Origin of the sequence: Paenibacillus azoreducens (assembly GCF_021654775.1) — a bacterium.
Taxonomy (GTDB): Bacteria; Bacillota; Bacilli; order Paenibacillales; family Paenibacillaceae; genus Paenibacillus_AQ; species Paenibacillus_AQ azoreducens.
In genome coordinates this window covers 6,125,407-6,141,213 of the sequence record NZ_AP025343.1, presented here as the reverse complement: position 1 = coordinate 6,141,213, position 15,807 = coordinate 6,125,407, and the positions used below count along the sequence as shown (strand labels likewise).

The window sequence follows — 15,807 nt, the reverse complement described above, 5'->3', positions numbered from 1 at the left end:
TTATCTTCCCCTTTTCTTTTCGGATTTGAATAAGCGTTGGGTAAAGCGATCAAGCACGATCGCCAAAATCACGACAACAAGACCTGCTTCGAAGCCTTTCCCGATTTGCAGCTGGGTGACGGCGCGGTAGACTTCCGCCCCAATGCCCTGCGCGCCGATCATCGAAGCGATGACGACCATGGACAGCGAGAGCATAATCGTTTGGTTGACGCCGGCCATCAGCGTCGGCAGAGCCAGCGGCAGCTGCACTTTAAACAGCTTCTGCCCCGAAGTGGAGCCAAAGGCATCGGCAGCTTCCGTCAGTTCGCCCGATACCTGCTTAATGCCGAGCAGCGTCAGACGTATCGTCGGCGGTATGGCAAAGATCACCGAAGCAATTACACCTGGAACGACGCCCAGACTGAAAAAGGTCACGGCAGGCAGCAGGTAAACAAACGCCGGCATCGTCTGCATGAAATCAAGCAGCGGCGTAATGATCCGTGACGCGCCTTTGCTGTATGCGCACCAGATGCCGATCGGAATCCCGAGCACGACGGAAATGAGGGCTGAAGTAATGACGAGGCTCAGCGTATCCATCGTTTGGGACCAGTAACTCAAATTGTAGATAAGCAGAAAGCCGATCACAGAGAACAAGGTCAGCGACAAACGTCCGACCAGGAAGGCCAATATTCCCAAAATGAAAATGAAGAGAAAAGGATGGGGAAGCATGAACAACCAGGTGAAGCCTTTGACGATGCCCTCGATGGCACCGGATATGATATCGAATAAGAACGTAAGATGGTCTTCCATCCAGCTGACCAATGATTCAACCCATTCATCCAGTGGTATTTTCCGCATCCGGAATCACCTCCTTCGAGCCGTTTTCTCCCGCGAGGGCGCCCAGCAGAGCCCCGCGGACAATGACGCCAAGAAGGCGGCTTTCGTCATCGACGACCGCCAGCGGTACTTTGGCCATGCTGGTAATCTCGAATAATTCGTTGATCACCACGTCAGGATGGACGAGCGGTCCGTCCGCAATCAGAATATCCTCCAGCGTCTGTCCGCCGCGCATGGCTGCGGAAGCGTCTTCCGCCGTGATGACGCCGAGCAGGCGTTTGGTGCGATCGACGACAAACAGGTTGGAGATGCCGCGTTCGCGCATCATTTCCAAGGCGACACGAGGGCCGCGGTCAACCATGATCGTCTCCGGGCGGCGCATCACATGGGAAGCCGTCAGCACTTTCGAGAGGTCGACATCCTCGACGAAACGTTCCACATAGGCATTGGCCGGATGCATCAAAATTTCCTCCGGCGTTCCGACCTGTACGACGCTTCCGTCTTTCATGAGCGCAATCCGGTCACCGATCCGCAGCGCTTCATCCAGGTCATGGGTGATGAAGATAATCGTTTTTTTCATTTTTTCCTGCAAATCCAGTAGTTCATCCTGCATATCCCGCCGGATCAACGGGTCCAGCGCGCTGAACGCTTCATCCATAAGCAGGATCTCAGGATCGTTCGCCAGGGCTCTGGCGAGGCCGACGCGCTGCTGCATCCCGCCGCTCAGCTCATCGGGGCGTTTATTTTCCCAACCTTTCAGTCCGACCAGCTCAAGCGATTGTTTGGCTTTTTCGCGCCGCAATCCTTTATCCTTTTTCTGTATCTCAAGTCCGTATTCCACATTTTCCAGAACGGTGCGATGCGGAAACAGCGCAAACTTCTGAAAGACCATGCTGATCGTCTGGCGGCGGACCGAACGCAGCTGCTCTTTGTTCATTTTCATCAGATCTTTGCCATGCACCAGGATTTCTCCGGATGTAGGTTCGATCAGGCGGTTCAGCATTCGCACCAGTGTCGACTTTCCGCTGCCGGACAATCCCATAATGACAAAAATTTCGCCTTCCTCAATCGCAAGGCTGACCCGGTTTACGCCAACCGTAACGCCTTTTTCCTTGGCCAATTTCTCTTTGGTCCAACCTTGTTCCAGCAGCGGCGCGCAGTCTTCCGCGTGGTGCCCGAACAATTTGCTTACCTTGTGAAGCTGTAAGATGGACAAATAAATTCCCCCTTTATGAACCATTTCGTTCTGAAATCGAACGCAATTCTATACTGTTGATGAATCATCAATCCCGCGAACAACGACGTAAAACAGTGTAACAAACCGATAATATCGTATCAAACGTTTTAACAGTATGTAAAGAACGTACAGAAAAAACTGTACAAAGCATTGCTGCGATTTTCTGCCCGATGCTCCCTAATTCGGCCTCTCATGCTTCTTTACTTTTAAAAGGCGATTTCCTACAATAGACCAAGAAGGTTGTTGCCTCCGGACTTTCGTCTTAAGCAAAGAATTAACTCGCGATAAGACATCCGAGAGAATGGCTGAACATAAGGAGGTTGCAAGTCATGGGCTTGGACCCGGGCAATGAAGAAAAGGTTGCGGCACTGCACAAAATGCGCAAGCGTGTCATAGAAACGATCGGACGAAACATGGACTTATACGGTATTTCCTTATCTACGGGGCATCTCTATGGCCTGCTGTTTTTTGCGGACAAGCCGATGACGCTTGATGAGATGGGCAGCGAAATGAAGATGAGCAAAACCAGCATGAGTACAGGCGTCCGGACGCTGCTGGATCTCAAAATGGTGAACAAGGTTTGGGAAAAAGGTTCGCGCAAGGATTTGTATGAGGTTGAATACGACTGGCACCAGACCTTTACCGACTTTTTTGACATTAAATGGAGAAAATCCGTTGAAAGCAATATTACGGCTATTCGGAAGTCAATGGAAGAAATCAATAGAATGGAGCAGGAATATGCAGCTGAGCCGGAGATGCTGGATATTCTGCATAACGATAAAGCCAAACTTCAAGATGCGTATGCTTATTACCAGTGGCTGGACAGGCTGATCGATACATTCGAAAACGGCGATATTTACAAGCTGGTGCCAAAGGAGCCGCCAGGGGGTAAGTGAGAATCGGGACCGGGATGCGTAAAGCGTCCATGGTCCTTTTTTAAACAGTATAAAATTTATAAGTTTTTTGGGGTCCCCGCAAAGTATTTGGAATAAGCATCGAAGCATAGGCTCCACTTTGTGGGGTTATTTTGTAAGTTTTTGGGGTCCCTGCTAAGTATTTGGAATAAGCATCGAAGCACAGGCTCCACTTTGTGGGGTTATTTTAGTTTGAGCGGTTATTTGAAGATGAATCTGAATATACCTCGGGGCCGTCGTTTCCAGTATATTAGAGTTATGGACGTAAAAAGAAAGGCGTGAATGACGTGGCTTCGAACATACTTCTTGTAGAGGATGACAGCTCGATTAGCGAAATGGTAGAGAGCTATTTGACGATGGAAGGTTTTCAGGTGGTGCTTGCCAAAGACGGGGAGGAGGCGCTCGAGCGGTTTGCCGAACGAGATTATGACCTCGTACTGCTGGATATGATGCTGCCCAAGATCAGCGGTATGGATTTTCTTAAAAAAATCAGGGAGAAAAGCCATGTGCCGGTACTGATCGTATCCGCAAAGGATGGGGAAGTGGACAAGGCGCTCGGCCTTGGTTTTGGCGCGGATGACTATATTACGAAACCTTTTTCGATGATTGAGCTGACGGCGAGAGTGAAGGCCGCTATCCGCCGCGTGACGGCTTATGCAATAGCACCCCCAACTGAGCAAAATAAAATCATCCGGGTCCATGAACTGGAGATGGATCTGGATCATTTGACCGTGACCAAAAACGGCCAGGAGATCAAGCTGACGGCCAAAGAGCTGCAAATCTTGAAGCTGTTTATGACGAATCCGAAAAAGGTATTCACCAAGCAGCACATTTTCACATCCGTCTGGAATGACGACTATTTCGGCGATGAAAATGTCATTAATGTGCATATGAGCCGTTTGCGCGACAAAATTGAAGATCAGCCCTCCGATCCGCAGTACATCAAAACGCTGTGGGGCATCGGCTACCGTTTGGGGGAATTTTAGTGGTTGCCGTTCTGCTGATTGTTGTGATCATACTGGGGCTTCTGAATATGATGCAGTGGGCGGGCCGGAAAAAAAGAGCCAAGCAGCTTGGTTACATCATCGATAAAGTGAACGCGATTATAGAGTCGTCCTCGCAGGAGCAGGTTTTGCTTTTTACGGAGGATCCCGAATATCGTAGACTGCTGATTGCCATCAATCACTTGCTTTTGCAAACCAGGCAGTCCGAGACAGGATTTATGCGTACAGAAATCGCGATGCGCCGGATGCTGGCAAACATATCGCATGATTTGAAGACGCCGCTTACCGTGGTGCTCGGTTATATCGAAACGTTGAACCAGAAGGCCGACTTGCCAATGGAGGAAAGGGAGCGGCTGCTGGATAAGGTGCATACGAAGACTGTAGAGATCGTAGAGTTGATCAACCGTTTTTTTGACCTGGCCAAGCTGGAATCGGGGGATAAGGAGATGCCCCTGACCCGCATACATATCAATGAAATTTCCAGAAACAGCATGCTGATGTTTTATGATCTGATCGAATCCGAAGGGCTGCAGGCTGACATCGATATTCCGGAAACGCCACTTTATGCATGGGGCAATGAAGAAGGACTAAACCGCGCATTAAACAATGTGCTGAGCAATGCGATCCGTTACGGGTCACAGGGTAAAGTGATCGGCATGAAGCTGCGGGAAGAGCAGGGCCGGGTGCTGATCGATATTTGGGACAAGGGCAAAGGCATCCATGAACGTGATCAGGAGCTTATTTTCGAACGGATGTACACGCTGGAGGATTCAAGAAATAAGAGGTTTCAAGGCAGTGGTCTGGGTCTGACCATAACCAAAAGATTGATCGAACTGATGGGCGGGGAGATCCGGGTGGCGAGCAAGCCGTATGAACGGACCGTTTTTACGATCTCGTTAAAAAAGCTGCCTTAGGGCGGCTTAAAATCATATTAGTCTAGATAAGTTGAACAAAAGAAAATGAAAAGGAATAGGCAAGAGGGGGAAAGATTGACGGAGAAGCGGAGCGTTCGCCTAAAAGCTTTCCAAAGGAAAGCTAACATCGTAAGCATATGCTTTGTGAGCGGATTTCTACAGTAGATAGGTTCAAATCATAGAAATCTGGGGGCGGGCAGCGATCGAAAGAACATTTCACCCGGCTGCTTCCTTCCGTTCATAATCATTGGTTCAACTTATATAGACAAAAAGCGAAAGTAGCGGAGGGAACGGAATCTTTAGCGCAAAATGAAACTTAGCGCTACCGCTTGCTTTCCACGCTTAAGAGATTCGTAAGAATTGCGCAAGAAATACGAAAAATTTGGCGGCTATACTGTGATTAAGCAATAAATGAGAGGGGAAAAGATCAATGGGTTATGTCATCAGTACCCGCCATGTGAGCAAAACCTATAAAGGCAAAGATGTTATCTCTGACGTCAGCATGAATATTAAGCAGGGGCAGATTTACGGACTGCTCGGTCCAAACGGCGCCGGCAAAACGACGCTGATGAAGATGATGCTGAATCTTGTTAAACCGACAAGCGGCGAAATTGAAATATTTGGAGAGAAGCTTACGCCTACATCGGTCGAAATATTTAAACGCATCGGCAGCATTATCGAATATCCGATTTTTTACGAGAAAATGACGGCTATAGAAAATCTGGAGATGCACGCGGAATATATGGGTTATTATAACAAACATGCGATTAACGAAGCGCTCGAGATGGTCAATCTGACTTCGATCCAAGGCAAATCGGTATCCGAATTTTCGCTTGGCATGAAGCAGCGTCTGGGCATGGCCCGGGCGATTTTAACCAAACCTGAGCTGCTCATTTTGGATGAACCGATTAACGGACTCGATCCGGTCGGAATCAGGGAGTTCCGTGATCTGCTTCGTATGCTGAGCAAGGAATACCGGATGACGCTGCTGGTTTCCAGCCATTTGCTGAGCGAGATCGAACAGGTTGCAGATACGATCGGCATTCTTCAGGGCGGCCAATTTATCCGCGAAGTGTCTATGGATGAGATGCGCAGCGAAAACACAGATTACATTGAAATTGTGACCCAGCACTGCAAAAAGGCTGCTTTTGTATTGGAAAACCAGCTGGGTGTCAGCAATTTCAAAATCGTCGGTTCAGCCATACGCATTTACGAGTCCAAATTTACGCAGCAGGAATTGACCAAGGCGCTGGTACTGAATGATGTGGCGATTGAATCGATAAACCATAAGCATACTTCGCTTGAGGAGTATTTTATGCATCAGATTAGCGGAGGTGAGCAGTATGCTTAAGCTGATCCGGATGGAGATGAAAAAGCAGAAGTTAGCCTGGTTTTATAGAGGGGCGGTTATTGCAACGATCCTATGCGCCGGTTTCATGTTTCTTATAGCCTACACGGAGGGGGGCGGAGATCCTGCATTAGGGAGTTTCGCCGATATAGCCAACACGGAGAGGGGCGGAGGTCCTGCATTCGCGAGTTTCGCCGATGCGTTATCGATAGCGGGGCTACTTAGCCGTGCGGTATTTATCGTGTTTGCTTCAGTCTTGCTAAGCAGATTTATTATTGAGGAATACAAAAATAAAACGATCAGCTTATTGTTTACGTACCCGGTCGAGCGTAAAAAACTGATCATGGCGAAAATGCTGCTGGCTCTGGCTCTTACGTTTGGAGCGATGCTCATCTCGACTTTTATTATCTGTATATCCATTCTGGCTCTGAACAGCCATTTTCAGTTTATTCCGGGAAAATTGGAGACCGGCGTACTACTGCATACGGGGATCCAATTGTTGATCCAAACATTGTCAGCAGCGTGCCTCAGCCTCATTCCTTTATTCTTCGGGATGCGCAAAAAATCCGTACCGACAACGATCGTATCCTCGATCATTATCGTGGTCTTAGTCAGCAACAACAGCCAGGGCCTTTCGCTTAGCACAAATATAACGATACCGTTGATCTTGGGAGTTATCGGTCTCCTGATTGCTTATCTCTCGTTCCGTAACGTAGATAAGACGGACGTAGCTTAACTAAAAAAGCACTCTTCTGAAGCGGCAGCTTCGCCTAAAAGAAGGGTGCTTTTTTAGCAGTATAGAATTTATAAGTTTTTTTGGGGGTCCCCGCAAAGTATTTGGAATAAGCATCGAAGCATAGGCTCCACTCAGTACTTTTGCTCCGCAAAAGCGCCCCTCTTTGAGAGGCGCCCTTACTTCTTTCCGATACACTTTGTGGGGTTATTTTTCGGAGATACCTACATGAATTTGGTGTTATTGAACCGGATTTGGAGGCGTCGGCACCGCGGGGTCATTGTCGCGTCCCAGCCTGCGGCTGGCCGTTTCCTTGCGCCCGGTCGCGGGAACGTGGCTGGTCGCTTTGGCGAGACCGAATACAGGCATATTGTTGTATACCGCTTCGTGGTTTCCCTTCGGAATGATGTAGGTTTCATGGAAAATACCCACCGAGCCGTCCGTTCCAATTTTTCGGTTAAAATCCCTCCATGCCTTTAGATGCTGCTGGCCATTCCGGGCGTAATGCTCGAGCTTCTCGAATGAATCCCAATACTGAACCAGGCATACCCTCCGCCAAGAAAAATGCATATGACCATCCTTGAAACCCAGATCGCGATTCATGTACAATTCGCGGATCATGCCGGGCATGGCCATAAATACCGGCAGCCACCGGTGAACAGCCCATAGGTGGTTGATCCGCATCCCGATCATAAATACGACAAATGAATCTTCCGTTTCCGCTGTATAGCGGCCAGGCACCACTTTTGCCATAAGAAACATCCCTTTTCTTTAGATTATAGAATTTATGAGTTTTTTGGGGTCCCCGCAAAGTATTTGGAATAAGCATCAAAGCATAGGCTCCAATCAGTAACTTTTGCTCCGCAAAAGCGCCCCTCTTTGAGAGGCGCCCTTACTTCTTTCCGATACACTTTGTGGGGTTATTTTTAAAGTTATTGTTCAATCAGTCTCAGATGGTTTTCATAAAAAGACATGACATCTTTGGATCCGTAAAGGCGGGAGGTCAAGAAGCCCCCATAAAATGTGCTGATAAGAAAGGGAACGGCGTCCTCCGGCTCGATGCCGGGTTTTAACGTACCATCCTCATAGGCCTCTTCCATACATGTTTTAAACAAAGCGAACATATTAGGGCATTTGGACCCGGCTTCTTCGTCTCCGGGGAAGAGGAGCATCACTTCGGCCCGGCTAAGCTCCGGCATTTTGCAGTGCATATCCATCTCGGACAAAAAAGCGATCAGGCTGGGCATGATGCCTTTATTGGTGCGGGCATTTTCCGCCAGACTCCGGAGCACTGAGCGTAACGCTTCGAATCCCCGAAGGCGCTGCCGTTCGATTTCGATGATACGGTAAGTCAGCCAAACTCGCATATAGTAGACAAGCAAATCCTCCTTTTTACCGAAAAATTTGAAAAAAGTGACGCGCGAGATTCCTGCCATCCGGCAAATGTCATCGAGCAGCACATCTTTAAACATGCGGTCATGAGTGAATGAAATACCGGCTTCATAGAGGGCGATTTTGGTTTTGGCTTTTTTTAATTCCCGCAAGGGGATATCGCGGATGTTCATAAAGGCATGCTCCATTCGTTAACTTATGTTAATAAATTAACTTGAGTTAATTTATTTTGTCAAGATAAAGTTTCGACGCTTTTAAAGTCAGTTTCAAAATATGCTGTGACAGTCTAGTCTAGGCTGGGGTCGGAATTTACTTTATAATTTTGAGAAAGCGTTTTATTTAGTAGAGGATTATACAGATTGTAATTGAAGGGTTGGTGCGAGATGGACAGGTTATCTTCTATATTTCTGCGTACGCGCCGCATGATCGTCCCTACTTCCCTGAAACGGAAGCTTGTTTACGTACTTCTGCTCAGCACGTTTATTCCCTTGCTTTTAATCGGAATCATCTCTTATACGTCGATGCATACCATTCTGGAGAAGAAAATTACAAGCGGGATACATAGCAATCTGAAGCAGGTCCGGGTATCGCTGGAAAACGTTCTGGGCAATCTGAACTACGCTTCGCAGCAGTTGGCTTTTGACGGACGCGTGGGTAAGGACATTTACGCATACATGACAAACGACCATCCGTATGACCGCAAAATTCTGGCGGGAGAAATCGAAACGGAAATGAATTTACTTACATCCACCAATCCGAACATTGGACTCATGTTTTATTACGATCAAGGGACAAACCGGATATTATTTCCGAACCTGCAGGTCCGGGAAGGGTTTGATTCCGCCAAGCTTCCTGTGTTTACTAAGCTGCAGGGCATGACCTATTATGGGCCGCATCAGACGCTGAATGCGCAATTTGACCGGAAGGTGATGTCCATCACCCGCAAAATCGACTTTCCCGATCTGGAGCAATTGTACATTTATATGGAGACTGATAATCGTCTGGTCGATACGGTTTTTAATAAAATGCAGTATGGGATGGAGGTATATCACCTCATTGTGGATACGGACAATCGGATCGCTTACAGCGAGAAACCGTCGTCTTTTCCCATAGGTATGAAGCTTGCAACACATGAAGAAGACGCCAATCGGGCGGTCTATGGGACCCAATACATGTTTGAAGAAGCAAGCAATCAGGGTTGGCGAGTGGCAGCCGTCATTCCGATGCAGTCCTACAAGCATGAAATCTTCAATTGGTTCTTGCAGTTTGGTGCGATAGCCGTGTTGTCCTTGTTTGTCAGCTTAGGTTTTGCCTGGTTGATTTGGAGAATCGTAACCCGGCCGCTTACCAGTCTTAACCGTGAAATCCGTTTGATGGCGCAGAATCAGTCGCAGGGGGAACTCCAGTTGACGGGAACGGATGAGTTTGATTATTCGCTAAGGCGCTTTCATGAAATGAAGGGAACCGTCATTCAGTTGATCGAGGATATCAAGGAAAATGAAAGGAACAAGTCCCGCCTTGAAGTGGAAAAGATGATTTCCCAAATTAATCCGCATTTCGTTCATAATACGCTGGACACGATTCGGTGGCAGGCCCGGCTGAACGGGCAGGAAGACATCGACCATCTGATTTCCACCTTGAATCGCGTGCTTCATTATAATTTAGGCAAAGGCGAGACGGCCACGATCCGTGAGGAACTTGCGGCGCTGAAGGATTATATCACGCTGCAGGAGATCAGGTACCAGTTCCATTTTGATATCCGCATTTCGGTCCCGCAGGAGCAGCTTGAGCTTCGTATTCCGCGTTTTATGCTGCAACCGCTCGTGGAGAACGCCTTATATCACGGAATTGCCGATGACGGCTTGATTCTGGTGGATATCAGCCAGGAGGCGCAGTATATCCGGATAGAAGTCAGCGATAACGGGGCAGGCATGTCTCCGGAAGAAGCAGACCGGCTCCTGCAGGGGGATGATTCCGCTCATAAACGGCGCGGGATGGGGATCGGCATGCCATATGTCATCCGGACGCTGAAATACCAATATGGCGAATCCGCCGGAATCGATATAGAAAGCCGGAGCGGGGAAGGGACAAGCATTATCATTACAATTCCATCATCGACACTTGGGAGAGGAGATCAGCTGCATGCGCGTATTGATTGTTGAGGATGATAGGCTTGTGCGAAAAGGATTTATTTCATTGATGCCTTGGGAACAGTTTGGGATGCAGGTCATCGGTGAAGCGGGGAATGGAGAGGATGCGCTTGCGTTTTTGAGCTGGCAGGAAGTGGATCTGCTTATTACCGATCTTGCTATGCCGAGAATGAGCGGGATTGAATTGATTCGGACGGTACGGCAGCTTTACCCCCGGATTTGGACGGTTATCTTGACGTTTCATCAGGATTTTGAATACATACAGGAGGCGCTTCGGCTGGGAGCGATCGATTATATTGCGAAAACAGAACTTCAGCAGGACAAGATGGAAGAGGTACTGGGCAGAATCGCGCAGCGAATCCGGTATGAAACGAATCAACAGGCGCGTGCGTGGGAGGAAAATGAAAGAGTAAGCCCGGATCAAGGGATCGTGTGGCTTTCGGTTTCTTCAAGCGGGAGTTGGCATTCGTCCGGTCCGATTTGCTTCGGGAAGTCCGTGGAAGAAAGCGCTCCGGGAATTTGGTTTCTCCCTTGCAAAGAAGGGGAGCTTTCGGATGAACACCTGGCATCTTTGCATGAGGATTCTTTTCTTGAAAGCGGAATGGTTATAATTCTTGGCGGCATTGGTTCCGAGAGCGGCAACCAGGTGATACGCACCCTGCAGGATTACAGGGAACGGTTCATGTTTTATGAATGGGGTCAAGAACCATCCCGGATACGGACGAGAAGCTTTGAGCAGTTGAAGGAAACGGTTAGCCAAAGGCCGATTACCCATGAACAGGAGCAGAAGATAAAGGAAGCTTGGTCCAGTCTGCAGTGGGTCATTCATGATCGGCAGTATGAAGAGAATCTGGCTGAAATCGAGGCGATGAAGTTAACACAGAGTCAGCTGGATACGTTGTTTATTTTGGCTTCCACCCGCTGGGAGCGTGTCGTACCGGCAAAGACCTGGCAGGCACCGCAGCAGAAGCTGCTGTCCTGGCAGGATTGGAAGAAGTGGCTCGGAGGCTTAAGACAAGAACTTGCATCGTATCTTTTTAAACCCTCTTATTCGCAGGATGTCATATCCTGCGTCTGGAAGGCGGCCCAAATTATTCATCAGGACTTGAGCAGGGAGATTACGCTTCGCGAGGTGGCCAAGGAAGTCAACCTGAGTCAAAGTTATTTAAGCCAATGCTTTCGGGATATCGTAGGGGTATCCTTTAACGATTATGTCCGGCAGGCCAGAATAGATTGGGCCAAACAGCTGTTGGTTGACACCGACAAGCCGATTTATTGGATCGCCACGCAGACCGGTTATCCGAACGAAAAGTATTTCAGCCGCGTATTCAAGGACAAAACGGGAATGCTTCCCAGCGCGTTTCGCTGCGGACGGAAAGATGGGGGCTGACGTTCGAAAGCTGCAGGTCCGGCGGGATTTCATTCCTGCCGGGCCTTTCATGCATATAAGTCCAAACCTCTATAACCGATATTTTGCCGGGTGGGGTCTGCAAATGATTAGCAAGCAGGTGCACAAATGATTGAAAGGTTTGCAGGCAAACAAGAAAAGGATGATTTTAGCATAAGAAATGAGACCTGATTTGACGAAGGAATGGAACTCCCGCGGGATCCGTCGGGAGATACAATGAGTACAAGGCCCACGGCAACATCCGCAGGCCATATGAACGAATAATGTAAGCGCAAACAATAAGACAGGGGGAGCTTTCATGAAGAAATGGATGATTGCAATACTGGCAAGTACAATGCTGCTCGCAAGCGGATGCGGGGCAAATGATCAAGACGCTTCCAAAACCAAAGAGGCGGGGGCGCCGGCGGATCCATTTTATAAATATCCCGAACCCGTAACGCTCACGATTGCCAAACCGCTGAATCCGGAGGATAAAACCCTTCCGGCAGGCGACACCGTAGACAACAACCAGTTTACGCGGTATATCTTCGACAAGACGAATATCAAATTCGATTATACATTGACGGCTAAAAGCGGCGATCCGTTCACTCAGAAAGTTCAAGTGGCCATCGCCAGCAATGATATTCCGGACGTGATGGTTGTGAGCGAGAAAGATCTGCGGCAGCTGGTAGAAGCGGGGCAACTGGAAGATATGACCCAGGTCTATGAGCAATACGCTTCGCAGCAAGTTAAGGACTTTTATGCCACGACAAATGGCAAAGCACTGGAGAAAGCGACTTTTGACGGAAAGCTGATGGCTATTCCGAATATCGTGCCGCAGGGCGACGCTCCGTATTTTCTATGGATCCGCAAGGATTGGCTGGACAAGCTGGGACTGCAAGAACCGAAAACGTTAGACGACATCGAATCTGTCGCTAAAGCATTCATCGAAAAAGACCCTGACGGCAATGGCAAGGCGGATACTATCGGGCTTCCGGGATCGCCTACAGATCTGGTCAACGGAGACAACGGCTTCGCTTCGCTCTTCAGTTATTTCGACGCTTATCCGGGTTATTGGATGAAAGATAAAGAGGGCAAGGTTTCTTATGGTTCGATTCAACCTCAGGTGAAGGATGCTCTTGCCAAACTGAGAGATTGGTATGCTGCAGGGCTTATCGATAAGGAATTCGCGCTCCGGAAGGAAGCCTACGAACTGATGTCAGGCGGGAAGGCCGGGATGTTCTTCGGCCCATGGTGGATGCCTTGGGGACCGCTTGGCGACGCGGTAAAAAATGATCCGAAGTCCAATTGGATAGCGCTTGCCGCACCGCTGGATGCCGAGGGGAATTTCAAAACACATACCGTTCCGGTGAGCAGTTCGTTTGTAGTGGTCAAAAAAGGGGTCGAACATCCGGAAGCGGCAATGATTGCTTTGAATACGACGGTTGCCGGAGAAAGAGGAACGGATCCGGATGCCAAACAGCTGGATAACCGGGTCAATCCGGGTTACTGGCCGATGCGGCTGGTCATTGAAAATGCCGACACCGTTACGCGTAAGCACGATATGTTGAGAGAGGTGCTCGATGGCAAAGCGAAACCGGAAGATATGATTCCTGAGATGCAGGAGATCTACGCAAAAGCAAAAGCGGCTAATTTTGACCCGACCAAGGATTTGGGGGCATGGCAGCCATATTATTCTTACACGATCGGAAGCGATCCTTTACATGGCCCGCTGAAGCCTGCAGAAAATCTGTTTACGTCCATAACGAAAACGATGGAGCTGAAAAATGCCACCCTCAGCAAGATGGAAAAGGAAACATATCTGAAGATCATTATGGGCAAAGAACCGCTGGATTCATTTGATGCCTTTGTCGAGCAGTGGAAGAAACTGGGTGGAGATCAAATCACGAAAGAAGTCCGGGAAGCGCTTGGGGAGTAGATAAAATGGGCGTGAGGAGGAAATGAATCGTTTCCGGTCCCCCGCCCTCTCGATACTGGATGAGAGGTGAGAGAAACCGATGAAAAAACAGCCGTTTGCACTCCATTATCACCTGATGTTGCTTCCGGGGATCGCACTGCTTATATTGTTCAGCATTGTGCCGATGTTCGGCATTACGATTGCCTTTCAAAATTTCAAACCGGGACTGGGCTTCTGGCGCTCGGAATGGGTGGGTCTGGATAATTTCCGCTACCTGTTCGAGCTGCCTGACAGCCGGACCATATTCTTTAATACGATTTATATCGCCGTGCTCAAAATTTTGGCCGGTTTGGGTGTTCCCGTCTTTTTTGCGCTTTTGCTGAACGAAGTCAGATCGGTGTTGTTTAAGCGCAGCGTCCAGACGATCGTCTATCTGCCCCATTTCCTGTCATGGGTTATCCTGGCCGGGATTATTTCCGACCTGCTTTCCATGGACGGGCTGATGAACCAGATTCTGGGCTGGCTCGGCATTGAACCGATCATGTTCCTGGGCAGCAACCAATGGTTCCCGGGCATTATCGTGGTCAGCGATGTATGGAAAGAGTTCGGCTTCGGTACGATTGTCTATTTGGCCGCTTTGACGGGGATCAACCCGGCGCTGTACGAAGCGGCGGCCATCGATGGCGCGAGCCGGCTTCAGCAGCTGCGGTATATTACGCTGCCAAGCCTGAAGCCGACGATCATCCTGCTGGCTACGCTGAGTCTCGGCAATGTGCTGAATGCCGGTTTTGATCAAATATTCAACTTGTACAACCCTCTTGTATATGATTCCGGCGATATCATCGACACGTATGTATACCGCGCCGGTCTGCTGCAGGTTCAATACGGTTTGGCGACAGCCGTCGGTCTGCTGAAATCGGTTATCAGCTTCGTGCTTATCATCCTGTCTTACGTGATGGCGTCGAAATTCGCCAACTACCGTATTTTCTAAGGGGGCGGATCGTTATGGTTAGAAATATCTCATTTATGTCGCGGACGGCAGACGTTATGATTATAGCTATATTAGTGATTTCGTCATTACTATGCATCTTTCCGATCTGGTATACGATTGCGGTGTCCTTCAGCGACAAGTCTGCGGTTGCCGGAGGCATGGTGTCCTTGTGGCCGGTTGACTTCACGCTTTCCTCCTACAAAAAAATATTGCAGGAACAGGCTTTTTTCACCGCATTTGGCGTTTCGCTCAAACGTGTTTTTCTGGGAGGGATCATCAACTTCGTGGTCTGCGCCATGATGGCGTATCCGTTGTCCCGCACACCGAAACAGTTCCGTCCCCGCAATGTGTATATGTGGTTTATCGTGTTTACGATGCTGTTTAGCGGAGGGCTCATTCCCTGGTTTGTGACCATCAAGTCTTACGGATTGCTGGATACGATTTGGGCTTTGGTGCTGCCGTCAGCCGTTCCAGTATTTAACGTCATATTGCTTGTCAACTATTTCCGCAGCATTCCTAAGGATATGGACGAGGCTGGCATGATGGATGGGGCTGGACCTTGGTATATGCTGCTCAAAATCTATTTGCCGTTGTCGGTGCCCGTTCTTGCGACCATTACGCTGTTTAGCATCGTTGGCCATTGGAACTCCTTTTTTGACGGGCTCATCCTCATGAACAAACAGGAGCATTATCCGCTGCAGACGTATATTCAGCAATTGGTGGTGCAGATCAATACGGACAACATGACAACTGAGGAGCTGCGCCAGATGGCACAGCTGTCTAATAAAACGTTAAATGCCGCAAAAATCGTCATTTCGATGCTGCCGATCCTTGTCGTGTATCCGTTTTTACAGCGGTTTTTCATTCACGGCATTATGCTGGGATCAGTAAAAGAGTAGGTGAAATAACATCAAATAACCTCATCGAAGAGTATCGGAAAGAAGTCCGACGCCTCTCAAAGAGGGGCGCTTTTGCGGAGCAAAAGTACTGAGTGGAGCCTATG

Annotated in this window: 14 protein-coding genes; 10 read left to right on the top strand and 4 right to left on the bottom strand. The window is 48.8% G+C overall.

Features of this window, described 5'->3' with window-relative positions; genetic code table 11:
- Both L6442_RS27320 and L6442_RS27315 read right to left on the bottom strand, forming a co-directional pair.
- The gene (locus L6442_RS27320; RefSeq protein WP_212978894.1) at window positions 1-837 is read right to left on the bottom strand and encodes an ABC transporter permease; all 837 of its coding nucleotides are present in this window, start codon (window positions 835-837) and stop codon (window positions 1-3) included.
- Window positions 815-2,032, bottom strand: coding sequence for a quaternary amine ABC transporter ATP-binding protein (locus L6442_RS27315; protein WP_272880285.1), 1,218 nt, complete (start codon window positions 2,030-2,032; stop codon window positions 815-817). Before L6442_RS27315 ends, L6442_RS27320 begins: the two co-directional genes overlap by 23 nt.
- 350 nt (window positions 2,033-2,382) lie before the next feature.
- Between L6442_RS27315 and L6442_RS27310 the strand changes: the two genes are divergently transcribed.
- The 5 genes from L6442_RS27310 to L6442_RS27290 all read left to right on the top strand — a co-directional run bounded on the left by L6442_RS27310 (window position 2,383) and on the right by L6442_RS27290 (window position 6,969).
- Window positions 2,383-2,949: a GbsR/MarR family transcriptional regulator gene (locus L6442_RS27310; protein WP_212978896.1), complete on the top strand. Its 567-nt coding sequence runs from the start codon at window positions 2,383-2,385 to the stop codon at window positions 2,947-2,949.
- Window positions 2,950-3,254: 305 nt separating this feature from the next.
- Window positions 3,255-3,953 (top strand): response regulator transcription factor, encoded by a 699-nt coding sequence (locus L6442_RS27305; protein WP_212978897.1) that lies wholly within the window; start codon window positions 3,255-3,257, stop codon window positions 3,951-3,953.
- Window positions 3,953-4,885: a sensor histidine kinase gene (locus L6442_RS27300; RefSeq protein WP_272880284.1), complete on the top strand. Its 933-nt coding sequence runs from the start codon at window positions 3,953-3,955 to the stop codon at window positions 4,883-4,885. The genes L6442_RS27305 and L6442_RS27300 overlap by 1 nt, the downstream gene beginning before the upstream one ends.
- A 430-nt stretch (window positions 4,886-5,315) precedes the next feature.
- Window positions 5,316-6,236 carry an ABC transporter ATP-binding protein gene (locus L6442_RS27295; RefSeq protein WP_212978898.1) on the top strand — a complete coding sequence of 307 codons (921 nt, stop codon included), beginning with the start codon at window positions 5,316-5,318 and terminating at the stop codon, window positions 6,234-6,236.
- Window positions 6,229-6,969 (top strand): ABC transporter permease, encoded by a 741-nt coding sequence (locus tag L6442_RS27290; RefSeq protein WP_212978899.1) that lies wholly within the window; start codon window positions 6,229-6,231, stop codon window positions 6,967-6,969. The genes L6442_RS27295 and L6442_RS27290 overlap by 8 nt, the downstream gene beginning before the upstream one ends.
- A 237-nt stretch (window positions 6,970-7,206) precedes the next feature.
- Here the strand turns inward: L6442_RS27290 and L6442_RS27285 are convergent, their stop codons facing one another.
- A complete protein-coding gene (locus L6442_RS27285; protein ID WP_212978900.1) occupies window positions 7,207-7,719 on the bottom strand; it encodes a DUF4188 domain-containing protein in 513 nt (170 codons plus the stop codon).
- A gap of 179 nt (window positions 7,720-7,898) precedes the next feature.
- Window positions 7,899-8,531, bottom strand: a complete 633-nt coding sequence (locus L6442_RS27280; RefSeq protein ID WP_194234486.1) for a TetR/AcrR family transcriptional regulator — start codon at window positions 8,529-8,531, stop codon at window positions 7,899-7,901.
- Window positions 8,532-8,741: 210 nt separating this feature from the next.
- Between L6442_RS27280 and L6442_RS27275 the strand changes: the two genes are divergently transcribed.
- The 5 genes from L6442_RS27275 to L6442_RS27255 all read left to right on the top strand — a co-directional run bounded on the left by L6442_RS27275 (window position 8,742) and on the right by L6442_RS27255 (window position 15,703).
- Window positions 8,742-10,520: a sensor histidine kinase gene (locus L6442_RS27275; protein WP_212978901.1), complete on the top strand. Its 1,779-nt coding sequence runs from the start codon at window positions 8,742-8,744 to the stop codon at window positions 10,518-10,520.
- Window positions 10,501-11,898, top strand: a complete 1,398-nt coding sequence (locus L6442_RS27270; RefSeq protein ID WP_212978902.1) for a response regulator transcription factor — start codon at window positions 10,501-10,503, stop codon at window positions 11,896-11,898. The genes L6442_RS27275 and L6442_RS27270 overlap by 20 nt, the downstream gene beginning before the upstream one ends.
- A gap of 316 nt (window positions 11,899-12,214) precedes the next feature.
- Complete coding sequence (locus tag L6442_RS27265; RefSeq protein WP_212978903.1) at window positions 12,215-13,834, top strand: extracellular solute-binding protein; 1,620 nt, start codon at window positions 12,215-12,217, stop codon at window positions 13,832-13,834.
- A 79-nt stretch (window positions 13,835-13,913) separates the two neighbouring features.
- Window positions 13,914-14,804 carry an ABC transporter permease gene (locus tag L6442_RS27260; RefSeq protein ID WP_212978904.1) on the top strand — a complete coding sequence of 297 codons (891 nt, stop codon included), beginning with the start codon at window positions 13,914-13,916 and terminating at the stop codon, window positions 14,802-14,804.
- 14 nt (window positions 14,805-14,818) lie between these two features.
- A complete protein-coding gene (locus L6442_RS27255; RefSeq protein ID WP_212978905.1) occupies window positions 14,819-15,703 on the top strand; it encodes a carbohydrate ABC transporter permease in 885 nt (294 codons plus the stop codon).
- Window positions 15,704-15,807: the final 104 nt, after the last annotated feature.

What these genes read in the sequence shown, in the direction of transcription:
- L6442_RS27320 (WP_212978894.1), bottom strand. Translation starts at nt 837, where the DNA reads ATGCGGAAAATACCACTGGATGAATGGGTTGAATCATTGGTCAGCTGG.
- L6442_RS27310 (WP_212978896.1), top strand. Translation starts at nt 2,383, where the DNA reads ATGGGCTTGGACCCGGGCAATGAAGAAAAGGTTGCGGCACTGCACAAA.
- L6442_RS27295 (WP_212978898.1), top strand. Translation starts at nt 5,316, where the DNA reads ATGGGTTATGTCATCAGTACCCGCCATGTGAGCAAAACCTATAAAGGC.
- L6442_RS27290 (WP_212978899.1), top strand. Translation starts at nt 6,229, where the DNA reads ATGCTTAAGCTGATCCGGATGGAGATGAAAAAGCAGAAGTTAGCCTGG.
- L6442_RS27285 (WP_212978900.1), bottom strand. Translation starts at nt 7,719, where the DNA reads ATGGCAAAAGTGGTGCCTGGCCGCTATACAGCGGAAACGGAAGATTCA.
- L6442_RS27280 (WP_194234486.1), bottom strand. Translation starts at nt 8,531, where the DNA reads ATGAACATCCGCGATATCCCCTTGCGGGAATTAAAAAAAGCCAAAACC.
- L6442_RS27275 (WP_212978901.1), top strand. Translation starts at nt 8,742, where the DNA reads ATGGACAGGTTATCTTCTATATTTCTGCGTACGCGCCGCATGATCGTC.
- L6442_RS27270 (WP_212978902.1), top strand. Translation starts at nt 10,501, where the DNA reads ATGCGCGTATTGATTGTTGAGGATGATAGGCTTGTGCGAAAAGGATTT.
- L6442_RS27265 (WP_212978903.1), top strand. Translation starts at nt 12,215, where the DNA reads ATGAAGAAATGGATGATTGCAATACTGGCAAGTACAATGCTGCTCGCA.
- L6442_RS27260 (WP_212978904.1), top strand. Translation starts at nt 13,914, where the DNA reads ATGAAAAAACAGCCGTTTGCACTCCATTATCACCTGATGTTGCTTCCG.
- L6442_RS27255 (WP_212978905.1), top strand. Translation starts at nt 14,819, where the DNA reads ATGGTTAGAAATATCTCATTTATGTCGCGGACGGCAGACGTTATGATT.